The organism is Desulfoprunum sp., from assembly GCF_053613775.1.
On the sequence record NZ_JBSHXH010000001.1, the window covers coordinates 315,408 to 331,426 of the forward strand.

The following is a 16,019-nucleotide window of genomic DNA, read 5'->3' on the forward strand; positions in this document are numbered from 1 at the left end:
TCTGATGGTTTGCTGTGGTTATCGGCTTTGCTGGCCCACCCGTATGTCCCCGACCTGGCCCCTGAAGATCTCGGCGGTCATGATGACCAGCGGGTCGCCGGCAAGCTGCTGCCGCTTGGACTGCGGGGTTTCGGCATCGACGGCATCGGCGTTGTCCTGCTGGTCGGGGACGATGAATAGAATCTTGATCTCCTTCTGGAAAAAATCAAGGGCGTATTCGGTCAGCAGCAGGCGGTTGTCTTTCTGGCGCAGGAAAGCGCAATTGGCCGGGTCGTTGTAATGGAGGCGGATTTCCTTGTCGACCTGGCGGATGGAATCGGCACGTTGCAGGTCCTGCGCCATCCACACCTTGTGGCTGTGGACATACTTGACGAAGTCGAGCCAGTCGCGGCGGATATCCTTCTCGTGGGGACGAACCTCGATCGATGCCGCAGGCGGTGGCATCGGCGGGGATTCTTCGCGGCGGGGGGGGGTGCGGCTTTCAGCCTCTGCCGCCGGCGACGGGGGTGTATCTGCCTGGGCCGCATCCGGGCCGACCACTGCGGATGACGGAGCGGGTGTGGGATCGGGCGTCGTGACCGGGGCGGATGGGGCGGCGGCGGGTGATTGCCGGGAAGCACCTGTCGAAGGCGGAATCGATGCGGCCGGGGGCACCACTGACGGCGGGGGTGGGGAACCCGTGGCTCCGGGTTCGCGGCCCAGCAGTTGCTCGAGGTGGCCGAGCAGGGTGGTGACGGCCACGACATTGCCCGCCTCGATGATCTTGAGAAAGGATGTTTCCAGGGCCAGGCGGGGCTGGCTGGAGTGGCGGATCTCCTCGACAGCCTGCATCAGCAGGTTCAGCTTCTGGTGCAGGGTCTCGAGCGTGTATTTCTGCGCAGTTTCCTTGAAGACGGCGAGTTCTTCTCCGGGCAGATCGAGGAGGTGGTCGCAGCCGGGGACCTTGCACAGGATCAGCGTGCGGAAATACTCCATCAGGTCGGCCGAAAACCGCTTGATGTCGAGCCCGTAGGCATAGATCTCGTCCAGCGTGGTGAGTGCGGTGCTCCGGTCGCCGTCGAGCAGGGCGGCGGTCAGGCGCATCAGGGCCTGACGGTCGACCAGCCCCAGGACCTCGATGACGTCCTCGGTACGGATCAGCCGCTCACCGAACGAGAAGACCTGGTCGAGCAGGCTCAGGCCGTCCCTGACCGAACCCTCGGCCTCGCGGACGATCAGGGCCAGCGCCGCCGGTTCGATCTCGAAGCCTTCGGAGTCGGCGAGCTTGCGGAAGTGGGCCGACAGCTCGGCGGCCGGAATCCGCTTCAGCTCGTACTGCTGGCAGCGGGAGAGGATGGTGACCGGGATCTTGTGCAGCTCGGTGGTGGCGAACATGAAGTAGACATGGGCCGGCGGTTCCTCGAGGGTCTTCAGCAGGGCGTTGAAGGCCTCGGTGGTCAGCATGTGCACTTCATCGATGATAATGATCTTGAATCGCGAGGAGGTCGGCAGAAAACGGATCCGGTCTTTCAGTTCCCGTATTTCCTGGATGCCCCGGTTCGAGGCGCCGTCGATTTCATGGAGATCGAGGGCGTTGCCGGCGGTGATCTCGATGCAGGAGCGGCAGCGGTTGCAGGGGGGCTGGTCGGTCTCGCCTTCGCAGTTGATGGCCTTGGCCATCAAGCGGGCCAGGGTGGTCTTGCCGACGCCGCGAACCCCGGAAAAGAGGATGGCGTGGGCGACACGCCCGCGGGCCAGGCTGTTCTGCAGCGTCTTGACGACCGGGCGCTGGCCGACAACCTCGGCGAAGGTCTGGGGACGTGATTTTCTGGCGAGGACAAGATAGGACATGCGGTACCGTGGCCCGGGGCGGGGAGGACTCGCGGAGTGGAAAAAATGATAGCCGGGTTACCTGTAACACACGAAGAGTGTCACTACCGTTGCTTCCTCCCGGACCTGGCGGGGTTCGTGATTCTCCGTTGCACAAGGCCCGGCTATCAAACTGAAATCGGAACTGGCGGAGAGGGTGAGATTCGAACTCACGGTACTTGCGTACACACGCGTTCCAGGCGTGCACCTTAAGCCGCTCGGTCACCTCTCCAGGCATCGAATTACTCGACGCAAAGTGGACTCTACTATCTATACTGTCGGGCCCCGTTTGGCAATCAAAAAGTCGCCGGGGGTGAAAAAAACCGAGACCTGATGCGGACTCACGCCGACCGGCCGCAATCGCGGCGAAGGCGGAAAAAGTCCCGGAGCAGGGCCGAGCACTCGTCTTCAAGGATGCCGGCGGTAATTTCAATATCGTGATTGAGCCGACCGTCACTGCCGACCCGGTAGCGCGACAAAGCGGCCCCGGTCTTGGGATCGAAGGCGCCGAAGACGAGACGGTCGACCCGGGCATGGATCATCGCCCCCATACACATGAGGCAGGGCTCGAGGGTGACATAGAGCGTGGTCCCGGTGAGACGGTAGTTGCCGATCCGGCCGGCGGCGCGGCGGAGGACCAGGATTTCGGCGTGGGCGGTGGGGTCGCACAGGCCGATCGGGCTGTTGCCGGCGGTTGCGATCAGTTCATCGCCGGCCGTCAGGACCGCCCCGACCGGGACCTCGCCGAGTCCGGCCGCCGATCGCGCCTGCTCCAGCGCGACACGCATCCACTGTTCATCGCTGGCCGGAGGCGGACTGAAGGCCTTGGGGGTGTCGGCGGCGGGCGGGGGGGTCATGGGTCAATTCGGAAATTCACTTCTTTTATTTGCATTTTGTCAGCCTGTCCAGTATAAAAAAGAATATGAATTACGATATCGAAATTTTGGATACATTCTCGGTACAGCGATTATGAATACGATTCTGATCTACGATTCGTCACCAGATACCGCTGCCGCCACGGTCGCCGCCCTGGAGGAGCGATGTGTCCTGACATGTACGCTGGATACCGCCGAATTTCAAGAGGAGATCAACGAACGCCAGTACGACCTGGTCTTCCTCGATATCGATTCGGCCGAGGGGCAGTCGATGGGACTGCTGGAGAAGGTCCACGGCAAGAACCCGTTCCTGCCGATCATCATCACCAGCAAATCGGAAAGGGTGGAACTGATCGTCAAGGCGATCAACGCCGGCGCCAGCGACTTCCTGGTGCATCCGCTGTCGAAAGAGCGGATCAATCTCTCCGTCGACCGGGCCATCGAGATTCGCGACCAGCGTAACGAGATCGCCTATCATCGGCGCAAGCAGGACATCGTCTACGACTTCAACGATGTCATCGCCGAAAGTCCGCAGATGAAGGAAATCCTCAAGAGTCTCGAGCGTTTCGCCAAAACGGATTCGACGATCCTGATCACCGGCGACACCGGTACCGGCAAGAGCTTTCTGTCCGGCACGGTGCATTTCAACTCCCCCCGCCGCAAAAAACCCTTTGTCAAGATCAACTGTGCCAACATTCCGGTCGATCTGCTCGAATCGGAGCTGTTCGGCCACGAAAAGGGGTCGTTCACCGGGGCCGACAAGCTCCGTATCGGCCGCTTCGAGCAGGCGAGCGGCGGCACGATCTTTCTCGATGAGATCGGCGAGATGAGCATGGGATTGCAGACCAAGCTGCTGCGGGTGCTGGAGGAGAAGTCCTTCGAAAGGGTCGGCGGCAACAAGACCATCCATGCCGATGTCCGCATCATTGCCGCCACCAACAGGGATCTGCTGCGGCAGGTGGAGAAGGGGTTGTTCCGGGAAGATCTGTACTACCGGATCAATGTCCTGCCCGTCCGCCTGCCCTCGCTCAAAGAGCGCCGGCAATGTCTTGAGCCCCTGGCCAGGACCCTGCTGCAGAAGAGCTGTCAGTCGCTGCGTCGCCATATCCAGGGGTTCACCGACGAGGCGATGGCCCAGATCGTCGCCTATGAATGGCCCGGCAATATCCGCCAGATGGCCAATACCATCGAGCGGGCGGTGATCATCGAGGATGCCGAACTGATTCATGCCGAAAACCTGGCCCTGCCGGTCGCCAGGGGCGGCATCGTTTTCCCCTCGTCCCCGGGGGCGACGGTTGTGACCGGGAGCGCTGCCGGGGTGACCAACTCCCTCGCCAATCAGGAACGTGATCTTATCCTCAAGGCACTCGAGGAATGTCTCTGGGTGCAGAAAAACGCCGCCGGTAAGCTGGGGATCAGTCCCCGGGCCCTGAATTACAAGATCAACAAACTGGGGATCACCCACCCCCACTGGCGCCGCAATGCCACTCCGGATTACCAGGAGCAGCACTGATCTGGAGATGGGAGACGCAACCGGCTGTGGCGGGACGTCCGAAGCGGGTGCGGGCGCCCGGGGGTAAGGGGTCAGCGCAGGGAGGCGATGAAGGGGCCGACGGCCTCGGGGCCTTCCTCGTCGACGAGGCGGATGGTCCGGGATCCGATCACCGCCAGGTCGGCGCGACCTATCAGGGCGGCGACATCCTCCCGGTTCTGGATGCCGAAACCCACCGCCAGCGGCAGGCTGGTCGCCCGACGGCAGCGGGCCAGGTAATCGTAGAACTCGCTGCCGAACTCCGATTTCTTTCCCGTCACCCCGCGCCGGGCGGCACAGTAGACGAAACCGGCGGCCCAGTGGTTCAGTTCCCCCATCCGCTCGTCGGTTGAGGTCGGGGCGAAGATGAGGATTGCTGCGATCCCCCGGTCCCTGGCCATCGTCATGAATTCCCCGCCCATCTCGGGCGGCAGATCGGGGATGATCAGCCCCGTGATTCCCGCCGCCTTCGCCGCATCGAGAAACCGTTCCTCACCGTATTTGAAGATGATGTTGTAATAGGTCATGAACAGGAAGGGGATGTCGTAACTGGCGGCCATCTCCCTGCCGAATTCGAGACAGGCGGCGACGGTGGTGCCGGCGGCGATGCTGTCCTGGTTGGCCTTGAGGATGACCGGGCCGTCGGCCATCGGTTCGGAGAAGGGGATCTGCATCTCGATGCAGTCGACCCCGTTGTCGACCATCTGGCGGATGATTGTGCGATTGACCTCAAAGGAGGGATAGCCGAGGACCAGATGGGTCATCAGCAGGATGTCCTTCTCCTGCCGTCGTTTCTTCAGTGTCTCTTCAAGCTGCATGGCTGTCACCTGTATCTGAAATCCGGGAAATCGGGAAGGCCGGATTATTTTCTGTATTCCTCGGCGCGGGCGATGATGAACTCCTTCCACGACGGATCGTCGAAGGCATGGGCGATGGTGAAGATGTCCTTGTCGCCGCGGCCCGACATGTTGATGATGATCGCCGCCTCCTGCGGCAGCTCGGGTGCCTCTTTGAAGGCCTGGACGAAGGCGTGCGACGATTCCAGCGCCGGGATGATGCCCTCGAGGCGCATCGTCAGGTCGAGGGCGGCGATAACCTCCTGGTCGGTGGCCGACTCGAAGCGTACCCGTTTTTTGTCGGCCAGATCGGAGAGGATCGGGCTGACCCCGACGTAGTCGAGCCCGGCCGCCACCGAGTGGGTCTCGAGCATCTGGCCGTCCTCGTTCTGCAGGAACATCGACTTGTAGCCCTGGGCCACGCCCGGGCTGGCATCACGGCCGCACAGCCGGGAGGCGTGTCTGCCGCTGTCGAGGCCATGACCGCCGGCCTCGACCCCGACCAGCTCGACGTCATCGCCGAGAAATCCCTGGAATACCCCCATGGCGTTGGAACCGCCGCCGACGCAGGCATAGACGCGGGCCGGCAGTCGGCCGTGCTGCTCGAGGATCTGCCGTGCCGCCTCCTGGCCGATGATCGACTGGAACCAGCTGACCATCTCGGGAAAAGGGGCGGGGCCGCAGGCGGTGCCGAAGACGTAGTGGGTGTCGTCGAGGTTGGTCACCCAGTCGCGGAAGGCCTCGTTGATCGCGTCCTTCAGGGTGCGGGAGCCGTCCTTGACCGGCACCACGGTGGCCCCCATCTTCTCCATCCAGAAGACATTCGGCCGCTGCCGCCGGACATCGACCTCGCCCATGTAGATGGTGCAGGCGAAACCGAACTTGGCGGCCATCGTCGCCGTGGCCATGCCGTGCTGGCCGGCGCCGGTCTCGGCGATCACCCGTTTCTTGCCCATCCGCTTCACCAGCAGGCCCTGGCCCATGACGTTGTTGGCCTTGTGGGCCCCGGTGTGGTTGAGGTCCTCGCGCTTGATGTAGATCTGCGCCCCGCCGAAATGCCGGGACAGGTTGGCGGCGTAGGTCAACGGTGTCGGACGGCAGGAGTAGTTCGACATCAGGGCGGTGTATTCCTGCCAGAAGGAGGGGTCCTGCCGGGCCCTGCCGTATTCCGCCTCGAGTTGGCGGAAGGTCTGATTGAGCACCTCCGGGATGTAGGCGCCGCCCCAATTGCCGAAAAATCCTTTTTTTGACATCGATTACTCCATTACATGCGATATGCTGAGCCCCTGCAGGACGTCGACGCGTCCGGGTGACCGTGACGACCGCAAGGTGGCCTGAAAACAGGACGTACGGGAATGTACCATGATATGGGCGCGATGATCCCCTTATCCGACCGGGATCATCCCGCTTTCCTGACACCACGGGGAGACGTGCATGGCGCCTGTGGATGCTGCTGCGTACCGATCTCTGATTGACCTGGAGAAGATTCCTCCCTTCCCGCAGGGCATTCCCGGATTCGAAACGTACACCAGGGGCCGCATTTTCCACAAGGAAGAAAATATTGGCGGCACAGATTGGCCGGAGATCCGGACCGGGCCCTCGATCACCGGGCCGGCGGATTGTGACTGCCTCAACCGAGCCGGCGCCGGCACACGGCGGCGAAATCCTCGGGGTAGTGGCCGTTGATGAACCGCAGCTGCGCCTCGCTGAAGGCCCCGGGCGATTCCGGCAGCCGGGGCAGGAAGGCGTAGAGCAGCGGCTGGTTGCGATCCTCGCCGCCGCCAAGCCGTTTCGGATACTCGATCGAGGTGACCATCCGGGCCCCGAGGCCGGCCAGGGCCTTCTGGGCCAGCAGGATCCCGGTATCGAGGGAATCCCTGACGCCGCTGTCGGCCTCGACGATATTGCCGACCGTGCCGCCCCAGGCCCTGACCCTGGTCATCAGCTGCAGTTCCCACTGCGAGGTCTGGGCCTTGGGGACGAACAGCAGGCAGTTGGCGTCGCTCCAGACGACCAAATCGCTCTCCAGGTCGTTTCTCCCGTCCATCCGCCGGTTGGCGGCGATCGCCTGCTGGTAGTCGGCGAAGAAATCGCTGCCGCAGGTGAGGCGGTACTGGTCGATGACCTCGGCGATCAAGTCGCCGCAACCGAAGGCGTCAAAATGGCCTTCAGGGTGGTCGCAGCCGGCGCTGTAGGCGGCCACCGTGGCGGGGAGCAGGGCGTACTGCTGGTGCACCTGCTGGTGTGAGGCGTGGAGCCGGTAGCCGGTCGGGGCGTAATCGAAACCGAAATTCCAGCCCCACAGGGTGGCCGAGGAGGCGGGTGTCCGGCCGGTCTCGAGCTGCCGGCCGATGGCCGGCCGCAGTTGCTCCAGTTCGTCCGGCGCCAGGTTGCGCCGGGCGGCCGGGATCGCCAGCCCCAGTTCGGCCGCCAGCCGGGTATAGGTCCGCTGGTAGTAGAGATGGCGCAGGGCCCGCATATCGCCGGGGCCCAGATCGGCGACGGCGTAGCGGATGGCGTCGTCGGCCATGTTGGCGGCGTAATGGCCGCCGGCGATGTAGGAGTTGCGCCGCAGGTATTCGAAGACGTGGGTGGCGCCGTCGGCCGGCCATTCGCCGACGATCTCGCTCCGGCCCTGGGCTCCGGGGCGGATGACCATGACGATCTTGTAGCTGTCGGGCAGCCGGGGATTGTTGGCGACCGCCTCGAACAGCAGGTGATCGCGGATGACCGGCCGCAGCGATCCATCCGGCCGCCGGTCATAGCGGAGGCCGGTCGGCTGGCCGGCGGCATCGAATTCCAGGGCGCAGCTCAACCGGGCGAGGCGGATCAGGTCCTCCTCGTCGGTCGAGGTGGTCGCCAGGGCCAGTTGCAGCGGCGCCGGCAGGCGGTCGATCAGCTCCGGGCCGGTGCCGGCGCCCCGCAAGGTGTCGCTCAACGAGACCGGGGGCGGGGCGGCGATCCGGATCCTTTCCGGATTCGCGGCGCTGGCGTCGGCCCATTCCTTGTCGATGAAGGTCGTGCCTTTGAACGGCAGGGGGTTGGGGATCTCGAAGATCCAGTCGGCGGTGCCGACCTGTATGTCGCCGGGCGGAAAATTGGCGGTGTTGTAGACCGGGTTGGCGGCGCCGTCGCTGCCGAGCCGCTCCTCGCGGCTGTCGCGGCGCAGGTTGGCGACGGAGTAGGCGGGTTTGTGGATGCCGTAGCGGAAACGGCCGGCCGGGGTGACACAGGTTCGCATGGGGCGCATAGGGAATTGGGCTGTCGGTCGGTTGGTCTGGTGCCGCCGGGGCAAGGACCGCCGGCGGCGGATAGTCGTCACCGGAAAATACCGCAGCGGGCGGGAGAAAGCAAAACAATCCCTTGCGCCGGCCTCAGGACCGCCAGCCCCCTCTATGAGGGCCGCTCCCACGACTCATACCTGTCCCCGAGACCCTGCGGTCTAGATTTTCTGCTCGATCCGGGCGAAGCAGGGGATGCACAGGGTCCGGCCGGCGAAGCGGCGGGTCCGCGATTCCATCGTGCTCTCGCCGCAGTCGTCGCAGACCAGGCTCTGCAGCACCCGGGCCGGGCGGGGCGGGGCCTGGTCGAGGGGCTGGACCGCGAACAGCTCGTCGGCGGGCAGGGTCATCAATCGCTGCTGCATCTCGGCCCGCAGGGCCTGGAGGCGCTGCTGCTCGGTCTCCGCCAGCAATCCCTTGCCCATCAGTGCCACCATCTCCCGATGCAGTTCACCCCGCGCCTGCTGGTTGAACACCAGGCGGAAGCCCCGGCCGCTGCGGCGGTCATGGAAGGAGAAGGCCAGCTTGCCGCAATCGCGGTGGATCAGGTTGCCCTTGCCGTAGGTGCAGCCGGTGAGGAACTGGATGGCGTCGACGCCGCACATGTCGGTCTCGGTGACGCAGACCAGGTCGGCCTGGTCGACGCCGGGCAGCTCCCGCAGGGCGATCTCGGCAGCGCGGATGCCGATGGCAAGGCCGGGGCAGCTGTGGCCGTGGAAGGCGATGGTGGCCTCGATTTTCGTCGGTTCAATCTGACAACTCATCTGTGGACTCCTTGTTGATATTGGTCAATGGGACGGTTCTTCCCGTGGTGCAACCAGAGGATAACCATTTATGCGATGAATTTCCACCGCCAGGCCGTAGACGGCCTCGATCATTGCCGCGGTAACCTGAGATGCCGGGACATAACTGTGGATTTCGCCGTCTTTCAGCAGCAGGATCGTGTCGGCATACCGCAGGGCCTTGTTGAGGTCGTGCATGGTCATCACCGCCGCGATCCCGTGGTCGCTGACCACATGGCGCAGCAGGCGCATGATCTCGATCTGGTTCTTCAGGTCGAGGGCGCTGGTCGGTTCGTCGAGCAGCAGCAGTCGTGGTTCCTGGACCAGCGCCCGGGCGATGCAGACCTTCTGCAGCTCGCCGCCGCTCAGCTGGTCGATGTGGCGCAGGGTCTTGCCTTCGAGGTGGAGATGGCGCATGGCCGCCTCGACGATCTGCAGGTCGCGGGGGGCGGTGCGCCAGCGGATATGCGGTTTGCGGCCCATCAGCACCGCATCGAAGACGGTGAGGCGGGCGGTCTCGCTTCTCTGGGCGACGTAGCCGACGCGGGTGGCGATATCGTTCGGCCGCATCCGCAGCACGTCCGTACCCTCCACCAGTATCGCCCCAGCCCGGGGGCGATGGATGGTGTTGATGCACTTGAGCAGGGTCGTCTTGCCGACCCCGTTCGGCCCGAGGATCGCCAGCAGCTCGCCGGGGCTGACCCGGAAATCGATCTTCTTCAGGACGTCCACCCCGTTGTAAGCGAAGTGCAGTTGTTGCGCATCGAGAATCATGTTCGACCTCCGCGGATGATCAGCCAGAGAAAAACCGGGGCGCCCACAAAGGCGGTGAGAATCGACACCGGCAGGACGTGGGGCGCCAGCAGCAGCCGGGCGCCGGTGTCGGCGACCAGGAGCAGCAGGGCGCCGCCGAGGCACGATGCCGGCAGCAGGAAGCGGTGGTCGGCGCCGATGAGGCGGCGGACCATGTGCGGTACCACCAGGCCGACGAAACCGATGATGCCGAGAAAGCTGATGATCACCGCGGTCAGCACCGAGGCCAGCATCATCCCGGAGGTCCGCACCCATTCGACCCGGATACCAAGCCCTCTGGCGGTTTCGTCGCCGGCATCGATGGCGTTGTAGTTCCAGCTGTTGGCGAAAAAGATGATGGCGACGGCAAAGGTGGCTGCCGTCATGTAACCCACCTCCCGCCAGCTGGCGCGGGCGGCGTCGCCGAAGGTCCAGAAAACCATGGCGGCGAGTTGGACATCGTCGGCGAAGAACTGCAGCAACATCGTCCCGGCGGTGAAGAAGGCCCCCAGGGCCACCCCGGTCAGTACCATGACCTCCGGGGTGGCACCGCGCAGGCGGGCCACCCCGACGATGGCCGCGGCGGCACCGATACTGAAGACAAAGGCCGAGAAGGTGGTCAGCCAGGGGTTGGTGACCTGGATCGCCCCGACCGCATTCGAACCCATGATGCCGCCGCCGAGCAGCATCACCGACAGAGCGGCGCCGAAGGCGGCGGCATGGGAGATGCCGAGGGTGAAAGGGGAACCGAGGGGGTTGCGGAGGATCGACTGCATCGCCGCCCCGGCCACCGCCAGGCCGGCCCCGGCCACCATGCTGGCCAGGGCCTGGGGCAGACGGATGTTCCAGACGATGATCTCCGTCTGCCTCGTGGTTTCCATCCCCAGCAGGCTCTTGATCACCGCCGGAACCGGCACATTGGCGGCCCCGAGCGAGACGGCGACCACCAGGGCGGCCGCCAGCAGGATGGTCAGGACGATGAGAAAGGCCACCTTGCGCCCGACATAACGCCGGTATTCCTCCGGTATCCGGCCGTTGTGGAAATGCATGTTATTTCAACGGCACCGGTCGGAAGGCCAGGCCCTGGAACCGGGCGTTCATCTCGGCGAACACCGGTCGGCCGACCAGGAAGGTAAAGATCTCGTCGGCCTTGGCCGCTGGGTCGATATCGGCGAAACGCTCCGGGTAGAGCAGCGTGCCGATGAAATAGGCATCGGCGAAGATCGATTCGAAATTCTGGTTGTACAAGTTGTATGGCAGCACCCCATAGACTTTGCCGGTCTTGACGGCGGTGAGGGTCTGGCAGGCCGGGTCGGTCTTGAGTTCGTACAGGCCGCCGGCCTGGTCGCCAAACTGCAGGGTCGAGAGATCGAGGAAGAGATAGTCGGGGTTCCATTCGACGAGCTTTTCCTTGGCGATGTCGGTGCTGGTGATCTCCCCTGCCTTCGGGTTGGTGTGGTCGGCCAGGTTGCGGGCATTGACGAACCGGAACGGCGGATAGGTCGGCTCCGTCGACTGGAAGCCATGCGGGCCGGCGTAGGCTACGCCGCCGAGGTAGACCGACGGCCGTCGCGCCTCCGGGATGTCCGCCGTCCGTTTCTTCAGATCGGCGATGTGATCGTCAAAGAAACGGCAGATGGCGATGGCGCGCTGCTGTTTGCCGACGACGTCTGCCATGATGCGCAGCGATCCGTAGAGTTCTTCCTTCATCTTGCCGAGGTTGCCGTATTTCAAAGCGACAACCGGGATGCCGGTCTTTCCCTGGAGTTCGCCGGGTTCCATCCCAACCGTGCCCTTGCCGGTGCCGACCAGCTTGAGGATCACCTGCGTCCCCGGATCGAGCGTCATGATCAGCTCGGGGTTGTCCTTGCCGCGGAATTCGCCGAAGACCGGTAGGGACTTGAACTGAGGGTTGGCCATCGCATAGGGGCGGGCATCGAACTGTCTGCGCCTGCTTTCGATATCGTCGACCGCCACCACCATATCCTGGGCCTGCAGGTAGGTGAGCAGACGCAGGCAACCGGAACCGGAGCAGATGACCCGCTCAACCTTGTCCGGTATCTCAACCTTCCTGCCCAGGGCGTCGGTGATTTCTCGGGTTGCTGCAGTCTGTGGCCAGACAAAAAGTGCTGTAAGGAAGAGCAAAAAAAATCGCATGGAAACCTTGCAGGGTAGAGGTTGATAGCACTAAAATCGAAATAATGTTATGTGCAATATTCATAAACTATTCTCAGGCGAACCGTCAATATCAAAGAATACAAAAATTTATTTTGTGTGATCGATTCCCGGCTCGGTGGCGCTGCCTCTTCAATGCATACCATGCATCTGACAGCCGGGATGCGTTTGCTGAAAACATGGCAGGCAGTAGATAGAACCGCCGTTTTCGATGCTCCTGCTTGCAAGCACCTGTTCGCCGCAGAGGGTACATATGCGGTATGTGCCGGATATCTCCTCCGGACGGGAGCCGCCGTCGATTTCCTCGATGGAAAAAAGCTCCTCGGGAGTCAGCATGATAAGGCGTTGGATCCGGGTATCCAGGAGTCGCTGGAAGTTCAGGAGGTCTTCGAGGGTTGCCTGTTCTTGCAGGATCTTTTCTTCGATGGCGTTGTATTTTACCTCGTCGCCGTATATCTGGGGTTTCATCCTCAGTTTCCATCCATGATCGTGATCCTTGCAGAACAGACTGTAGGAGTGTTTGCCGTAATCGAGCACCAGCAGCCGCTGGTTGCCGATGGTCGTGCCGAGCAGGACCTGGATGGCGTCCAGCGCCGAGGTGGTGTTTTCAGAGACCACGGTAAGGCCGGTCTCCGGGATACCGCCTTTTTTCACCTGATTCTGCACAAATTCGCAGAACTTTCCCCCGATGGCCAGCTCCGGACAGATATGACCATGGAAATCGATGACGCGTTTCAGTGAGATGTTCGCCAGCATGTTTCGTTCCTCCCTAAACCATTGCATCAACTCGTGATCTTGCAGGATACGGTATCCCAATACCCAGAAACCAGCCCCGACAGGGGCCCGGTTCAGAAATCCCTCGAGCTGATAATATAGAAAATAGACAGCATGATCGGAGTCTTCGAGCAGGTAGCTCCTGTGTGGTCGGTCATCTGTAAGTTTGAAGCGGGCAACAACTGAGAGGATGGCATGCTCCCGACCGGCGTGGATGAAGCTGACCGGTTGCTGCCGTCTGTTGTCATAATCGACCCTGACTTTCTGTTGGATGTACTGGATCTGGTCGTTGTGTATTGACCGGAGGATTGCCGTCTTGTCCATGGTCGTTCTGCTCTTCATCGAATGGAGGGGAACAGGGATCGTTCTTCGTGTACAGTTTGGAGGACGGATCCACAGTCAGGGGTTCTCCGCATGCGTCCATCCCTCCGGCCAGGCGGGCAGCACCGCCCTGGCCAGTTGTCGCAGGATCGGGTCGTCGGCCTCTTTCGCCTCGCTGAGATCGGTTGCCGTCGAGGTGATCCGCCCCTGGTGCATGACCGCCACCTGATCGCAGAAGCCGGCGACGATGCGGATATCGTGGGAGACGAAGAGATAGGCGATGCCGGTCTGCTGCTGCAGCCGGCGCAGCAGTCTCAGGGCCTGGGCCTGGATCAGCATATCCAGGCTGCTCACCGCCTCGTCGAGTATCACCAGCCGCGGTTGAAGCGCCAGGGCGCGGGCGATGCAGATCCGCTGTAGCTGACCGCCGCTGAACTGGTGCGGATATTTGTCGGCGTCACTCGGCTCGAGTCCGACCATCGCCAGCAGGAAGTCGATCTTCCGGCGAAGCTGGCTGTCCGTCAGGTCGTCGAAATTGCGCAACGGCTCGGCGATGATATCCATGGCCGGCCATCTGGGGTTGACTGAGCCCAGCGCGTTCTGGAACACCACCTGCACTTCGCGGCGGAACTCACGCCAGTCTCCGCCGGTGAATGTCTGCATTTTTTTGCCGCGGTACCCGATTGTGCCGGAATCCGGCTGCTCGAGGCCGAGGATAATCCGCCCGAGGGTACTTTTGCCGGCGCCGCTGCGGCCGATCAGGCCAATGCTGCTGCTTTCCGGGATTGTCAGGGTAACTTCCACCACCGCCGGCACCCGCTCACCTTTACCGAACCAGCCGCCGCGGTGGTACGATTTGCCGACTCGATCGAGCTCGAGCAGATTCATGCCCGCCCCTCCCCGGCCAGCCGACCGTAAAGGCTGAAGTGGGCAGCCAGCAGGTCGCGGGTGTACGCCTGACTCGGTCCGGAAAAGATGTCACGCACCGGACCGGACTCGACGATCCGGCCGTTCTGCATAACCGCCACCTGGTCGGCCAGCCGGGCGATGACGCCGAGGTCGTGGGTGACCAGCAGCACCCCGACATTCTTTTCCCGCCGGAGCTGATCGATCAGGTCGAGGATACGGGCTTGGACGATGACGTCGAGGTCGGTGGTCGGTTCGTCGGCTATCAACAGCTCGGCTTCAAGGAGCAAGGCCAGACTGACCATGATCCGCTGCAGCATGCCGCCGGAAAGTTGGAAGGGGTAGGCAGCGAGAATTTCGTCGGGCTGCTCGAAACCGAGCTCAACAAAGGTTGCCCGGATTCGTTGAGTATGACGGGGGGCATTGAGACCGTGGGCGACGAGCGTCTCAGTGATATGGCGGCCGATCGTGAATATTGGATCAAAGCAGCTCATCGGATTCTGCATGATCATCGCCGCCTGCCTGCCACGGAAACAGCCGCAGGGCGACAAGGTTGGGCCCGGTGCTGCGGTCAGATCGATCCGGCCGCCGCTTTGCCGCATGGCCTTCGGTAAAAGGTCCATCACCGCCAGGCAGGTGAGCGACTTGCCGCTGCCCGATTCTCCGATCAGGCCGGTGACCCTGCCCCTCCTCACCTGCAAACTTAAATCGCTGACCAGATGCCGGTCGGGGCAATCGCTCCGGCAAAGGGAAACCCGTAAGCCGGCAATGGTGAGAATGGTCGTTCCGCAGCTCATTGTTTTTCTCCCATGGTCGGATCGAGGGCATCACGAAGGGCATCGCCCAACAGGTTGAAGGACATGACGGTGACGAAAATCATCAGGCCCGGGTAGACGATCAAGCCTGGTCTGGTCCAGAGGAACTGGCGGGCATCGTTGATCATCACCCCCCATTCCGGGGTTGGCGGAGAAACCCCCAGGCCGAGGAAGGACAGGCCGGAGACGTGGAGCATCATATGTCCGATGTCGAGGGTGGCGAGAACGATCAACTGGGCAAAGACAGGGGGTACGATGTGCTGGATGACTATTTTCACCTTCGGCGTTCCCGCCACCCTCGCCGCCAGGATGTAATCGCGGTTCTTCAGCGACAACACGAATCCCCTGATCAGGCGGGCATACCAGGCCCAGTGGGTGAGGACGATGGCGATCACCACGTTGGTCAACCCGGTACCGAGAATACCGATGAGAAACATTGCCAAGATGAAGGTCGGGAAGACCAGGAAGACGTCGCAGATGCGCATCAGGAGCGCATCTATCCGCCCTCCCGCATAACCGGAGAAACAGCCGACCGCAAAACCGAGGACGAGGATACAGGCGATGATCGCGGTCACCGAACCGACCGAGGTTCGTGCGGCGTGGATGAGCCGGGAGAAAATGTCGCGGCCGAGGTGGTCTGTGCCGAGCCAGTGGGAGGTACTCGGCGGTTGCAGTTTCTCCGCGAGCACCACCGTGATTGGATCGTAAGGGCTGAGCAGCGGCGCGGCAACAGCTGCAGCGAGCACCAGTCCGGCGAGCAGAAACGCCACCTGGGTCAGGCGGCGATGGAGGAGTCGATTGAGGACGTTCATGGGTTTTCCTCCCCGGCCAGACGGATGCGGGGATCGAGTCCGGCATAGCAGATGTCAACCAGCAGGTTGCAGACGACAAAGATCGTCACCATGAACAGCAGAAAGGCCAGAGCATCATCAGTCGGCGGGATCTGCGATAGCCGGAGATAGGACATTGCCGGATCGTTGGGCCCCAGCCGCAATATCAGAAAAACCACCACCGACACGGCGAACATGATAGGCACCAGCAGTAGCAGACGTCGTGCAATGAAACGCAGCATTTTCTTCCTCC

General features: G+C 62.6%; 14 protein-coding genes, 1 tRNA gene, 1 other RNA gene and 1 pseudogene. 1 reads left to right on the forward strand and 16 read right to left on the reverse strand.

Annotation, left to right across the window (positions count from 1 at the left end):
* Positions 1-18: 18 nt before the first annotated feature.
* The 4 genes from dnaX to tadA all read right to left on the reverse strand — a co-directional run bounded on the left by dnaX (position 19) and on the right by tadA (position 2,705).
* Positions 19-1,830, reverse strand: a complete 1,812-nt coding sequence (gene dnaX / locus ACWGKN_RS01560; RefSeq protein WP_452094549.1) for a DNA polymerase III subunit gamma/tau — start codon at positions 1,828-1,830, stop codon at positions 19-21.
* 47 nt (positions 1,831-1,877) lie between these two features.
* Positions 1,878-1,975, reverse strand: an RNA gene (gene ffs, locus ACWGKN_RS01565) — signal recognition particle sRNA small type.
* 19 nt (positions 1,976-1,994) lie between these two features.
* A tRNA-Ser gene (locus ACWGKN_RS01570) sits at positions 1,995-2,080 on the reverse strand.
* A gap of 109 nt (positions 2,081-2,189) precedes the next feature.
* The gene (tadA, locus tag ACWGKN_RS01575) at positions 2,190-2,705 is read right to left on the reverse strand and encodes a tRNA adenosine(34) deaminase TadA (RefSeq protein ID WP_424252968.1); all 516 of its coding nucleotides are present in this window, start codon (positions 2,703-2,705) and stop codon (positions 2,190-2,192) included.
* Positions 2,706-2,817: 112 nt separating this feature from the next.
* Here tadA and ACWGKN_RS01580 point away from each other — a divergent pair, with 112 nt between their 5' ends.
* Positions 2,818-4,236, forward strand: coding sequence for a sigma-54-dependent transcriptional regulator (locus ACWGKN_RS01580; RefSeq protein ID WP_035232383.1), 1,419 nt, complete (start codon positions 2,818-2,820; stop codon positions 4,234-4,236).
* 71 nt (positions 4,237-4,307) lie between these two features.
* On the opposite strand, the gene trpA is transcribed toward ACWGKN_RS01580, so the two are convergent.
* The 12 genes and pseudogenes from trpA to ACWGKN_RS01640 form a co-directional block, all read right to left on the reverse strand.
* Entirely contained in the window at positions 4,308-5,072 is a 765-nt protein-coding gene (trpA, locus tag ACWGKN_RS01585) for a tryptophan synthase subunit alpha (RefSeq protein ID WP_035232381.1), read from the reverse strand.
* Between the two features lie 44 nt (positions 5,073-5,116).
* Positions 5,117-6,343 (reverse strand): tryptophan synthase subunit beta, encoded by a 1,227-nt coding sequence (gene trpB / locus ACWGKN_RS01590; protein WP_035232379.1) that lies wholly within the window; start codon positions 6,341-6,343, stop codon positions 5,117-5,119.
* A 377-nt stretch (positions 6,344-6,720) separates the two neighbouring features.
* Positions 6,721-8,331: a hypothetical protein gene (locus ACWGKN_RS01595; RefSeq protein ID WP_452094550.1), complete on the reverse strand. Its 1,611-nt coding sequence runs from the start codon at positions 8,329-8,331 to the stop codon at positions 6,721-6,723.
* 201 nt (positions 8,332-8,532) lie between these two features.
* On the reverse strand, positions 8,533-9,135 hold the full coding sequence (locus ACWGKN_RS01600; RefSeq protein WP_424252975.1) for an FmdE family protein: 603 nt from the start codon (positions 9,133-9,135) through the stop codon (positions 8,533-8,535).
* A 24-nt stretch (positions 9,136-9,159) separates the two neighbouring features.
* Complete coding sequence (locus ACWGKN_RS01605) at positions 9,160-9,927, reverse strand: ABC transporter ATP-binding protein (protein ID WP_035232375.1); 768 nt, start codon at positions 9,925-9,927, stop codon at positions 9,160-9,162.
* Entirely contained in the window at positions 9,924-10,994 is a 1,071-nt protein-coding gene (locus tag ACWGKN_RS01610; protein WP_452094551.1) for a FecCD family ABC transporter permease, read from the reverse strand. The genes ACWGKN_RS01605 and ACWGKN_RS01610 overlap by 4 nt, the downstream gene beginning before the upstream one ends.
* Before the next feature lies 1 nt (position 10,995).
* Positions 10,996-12,102 carry an iron ABC transporter substrate-binding protein gene (locus ACWGKN_RS01615; protein WP_035232369.1) on the reverse strand — a complete coding sequence of 369 codons (1,107 nt, stop codon included), beginning with the start codon at positions 12,100-12,102 and terminating at the stop codon, positions 10,996-10,998.
* Between the two features lie 150 nt (positions 12,103-12,252).
* A complete protein-coding gene (locus tag ACWGKN_RS01620; RefSeq protein ID WP_035232367.1) occupies positions 12,253-13,218 on the reverse strand; it encodes an FmdE family protein in 966 nt (321 codons plus the stop codon).
* 75 nt (positions 13,219-13,293) lie between these two features.
* Complete coding sequence (locus ACWGKN_RS01625; protein ID WP_424252979.1) at positions 13,294-14,103, reverse strand: ATP-binding cassette domain-containing protein; 810 nt, start codon at positions 14,101-14,103, stop codon at positions 13,294-13,296.
* Positions 14,100-14,918 carry an ABC transporter ATP-binding protein gene (locus tag ACWGKN_RS01630; protein WP_035232364.1) on the reverse strand — a complete coding sequence of 273 codons (819 nt, stop codon included), beginning with the start codon at positions 14,916-14,918 and terminating at the stop codon, positions 14,100-14,102. The genes ACWGKN_RS01625 and ACWGKN_RS01630 overlap by 4 nt, the downstream gene beginning before the upstream one ends.
* Positions 14,915-15,748, reverse strand: coding sequence for a nickel ABC transporter permease subunit NikC (gene nikC, locus ACWGKN_RS01635; protein ID WP_452094552.1), 834 nt, complete (start codon positions 15,746-15,748; stop codon positions 14,915-14,917). The genes ACWGKN_RS01630 and nikC overlap by 4 nt, the downstream gene beginning before the upstream one ends.
* Positions 15,749-15,855: 107 nt before the next feature.
* A pseudogene (locus ACWGKN_RS01640) lies at positions 15,856-16,008 on the reverse strand (nickel ABC transporter permease subunit NikB); the annotation flags it as partial.
* Positions 16,009-16,019: the final 11 nt, after the last annotated feature.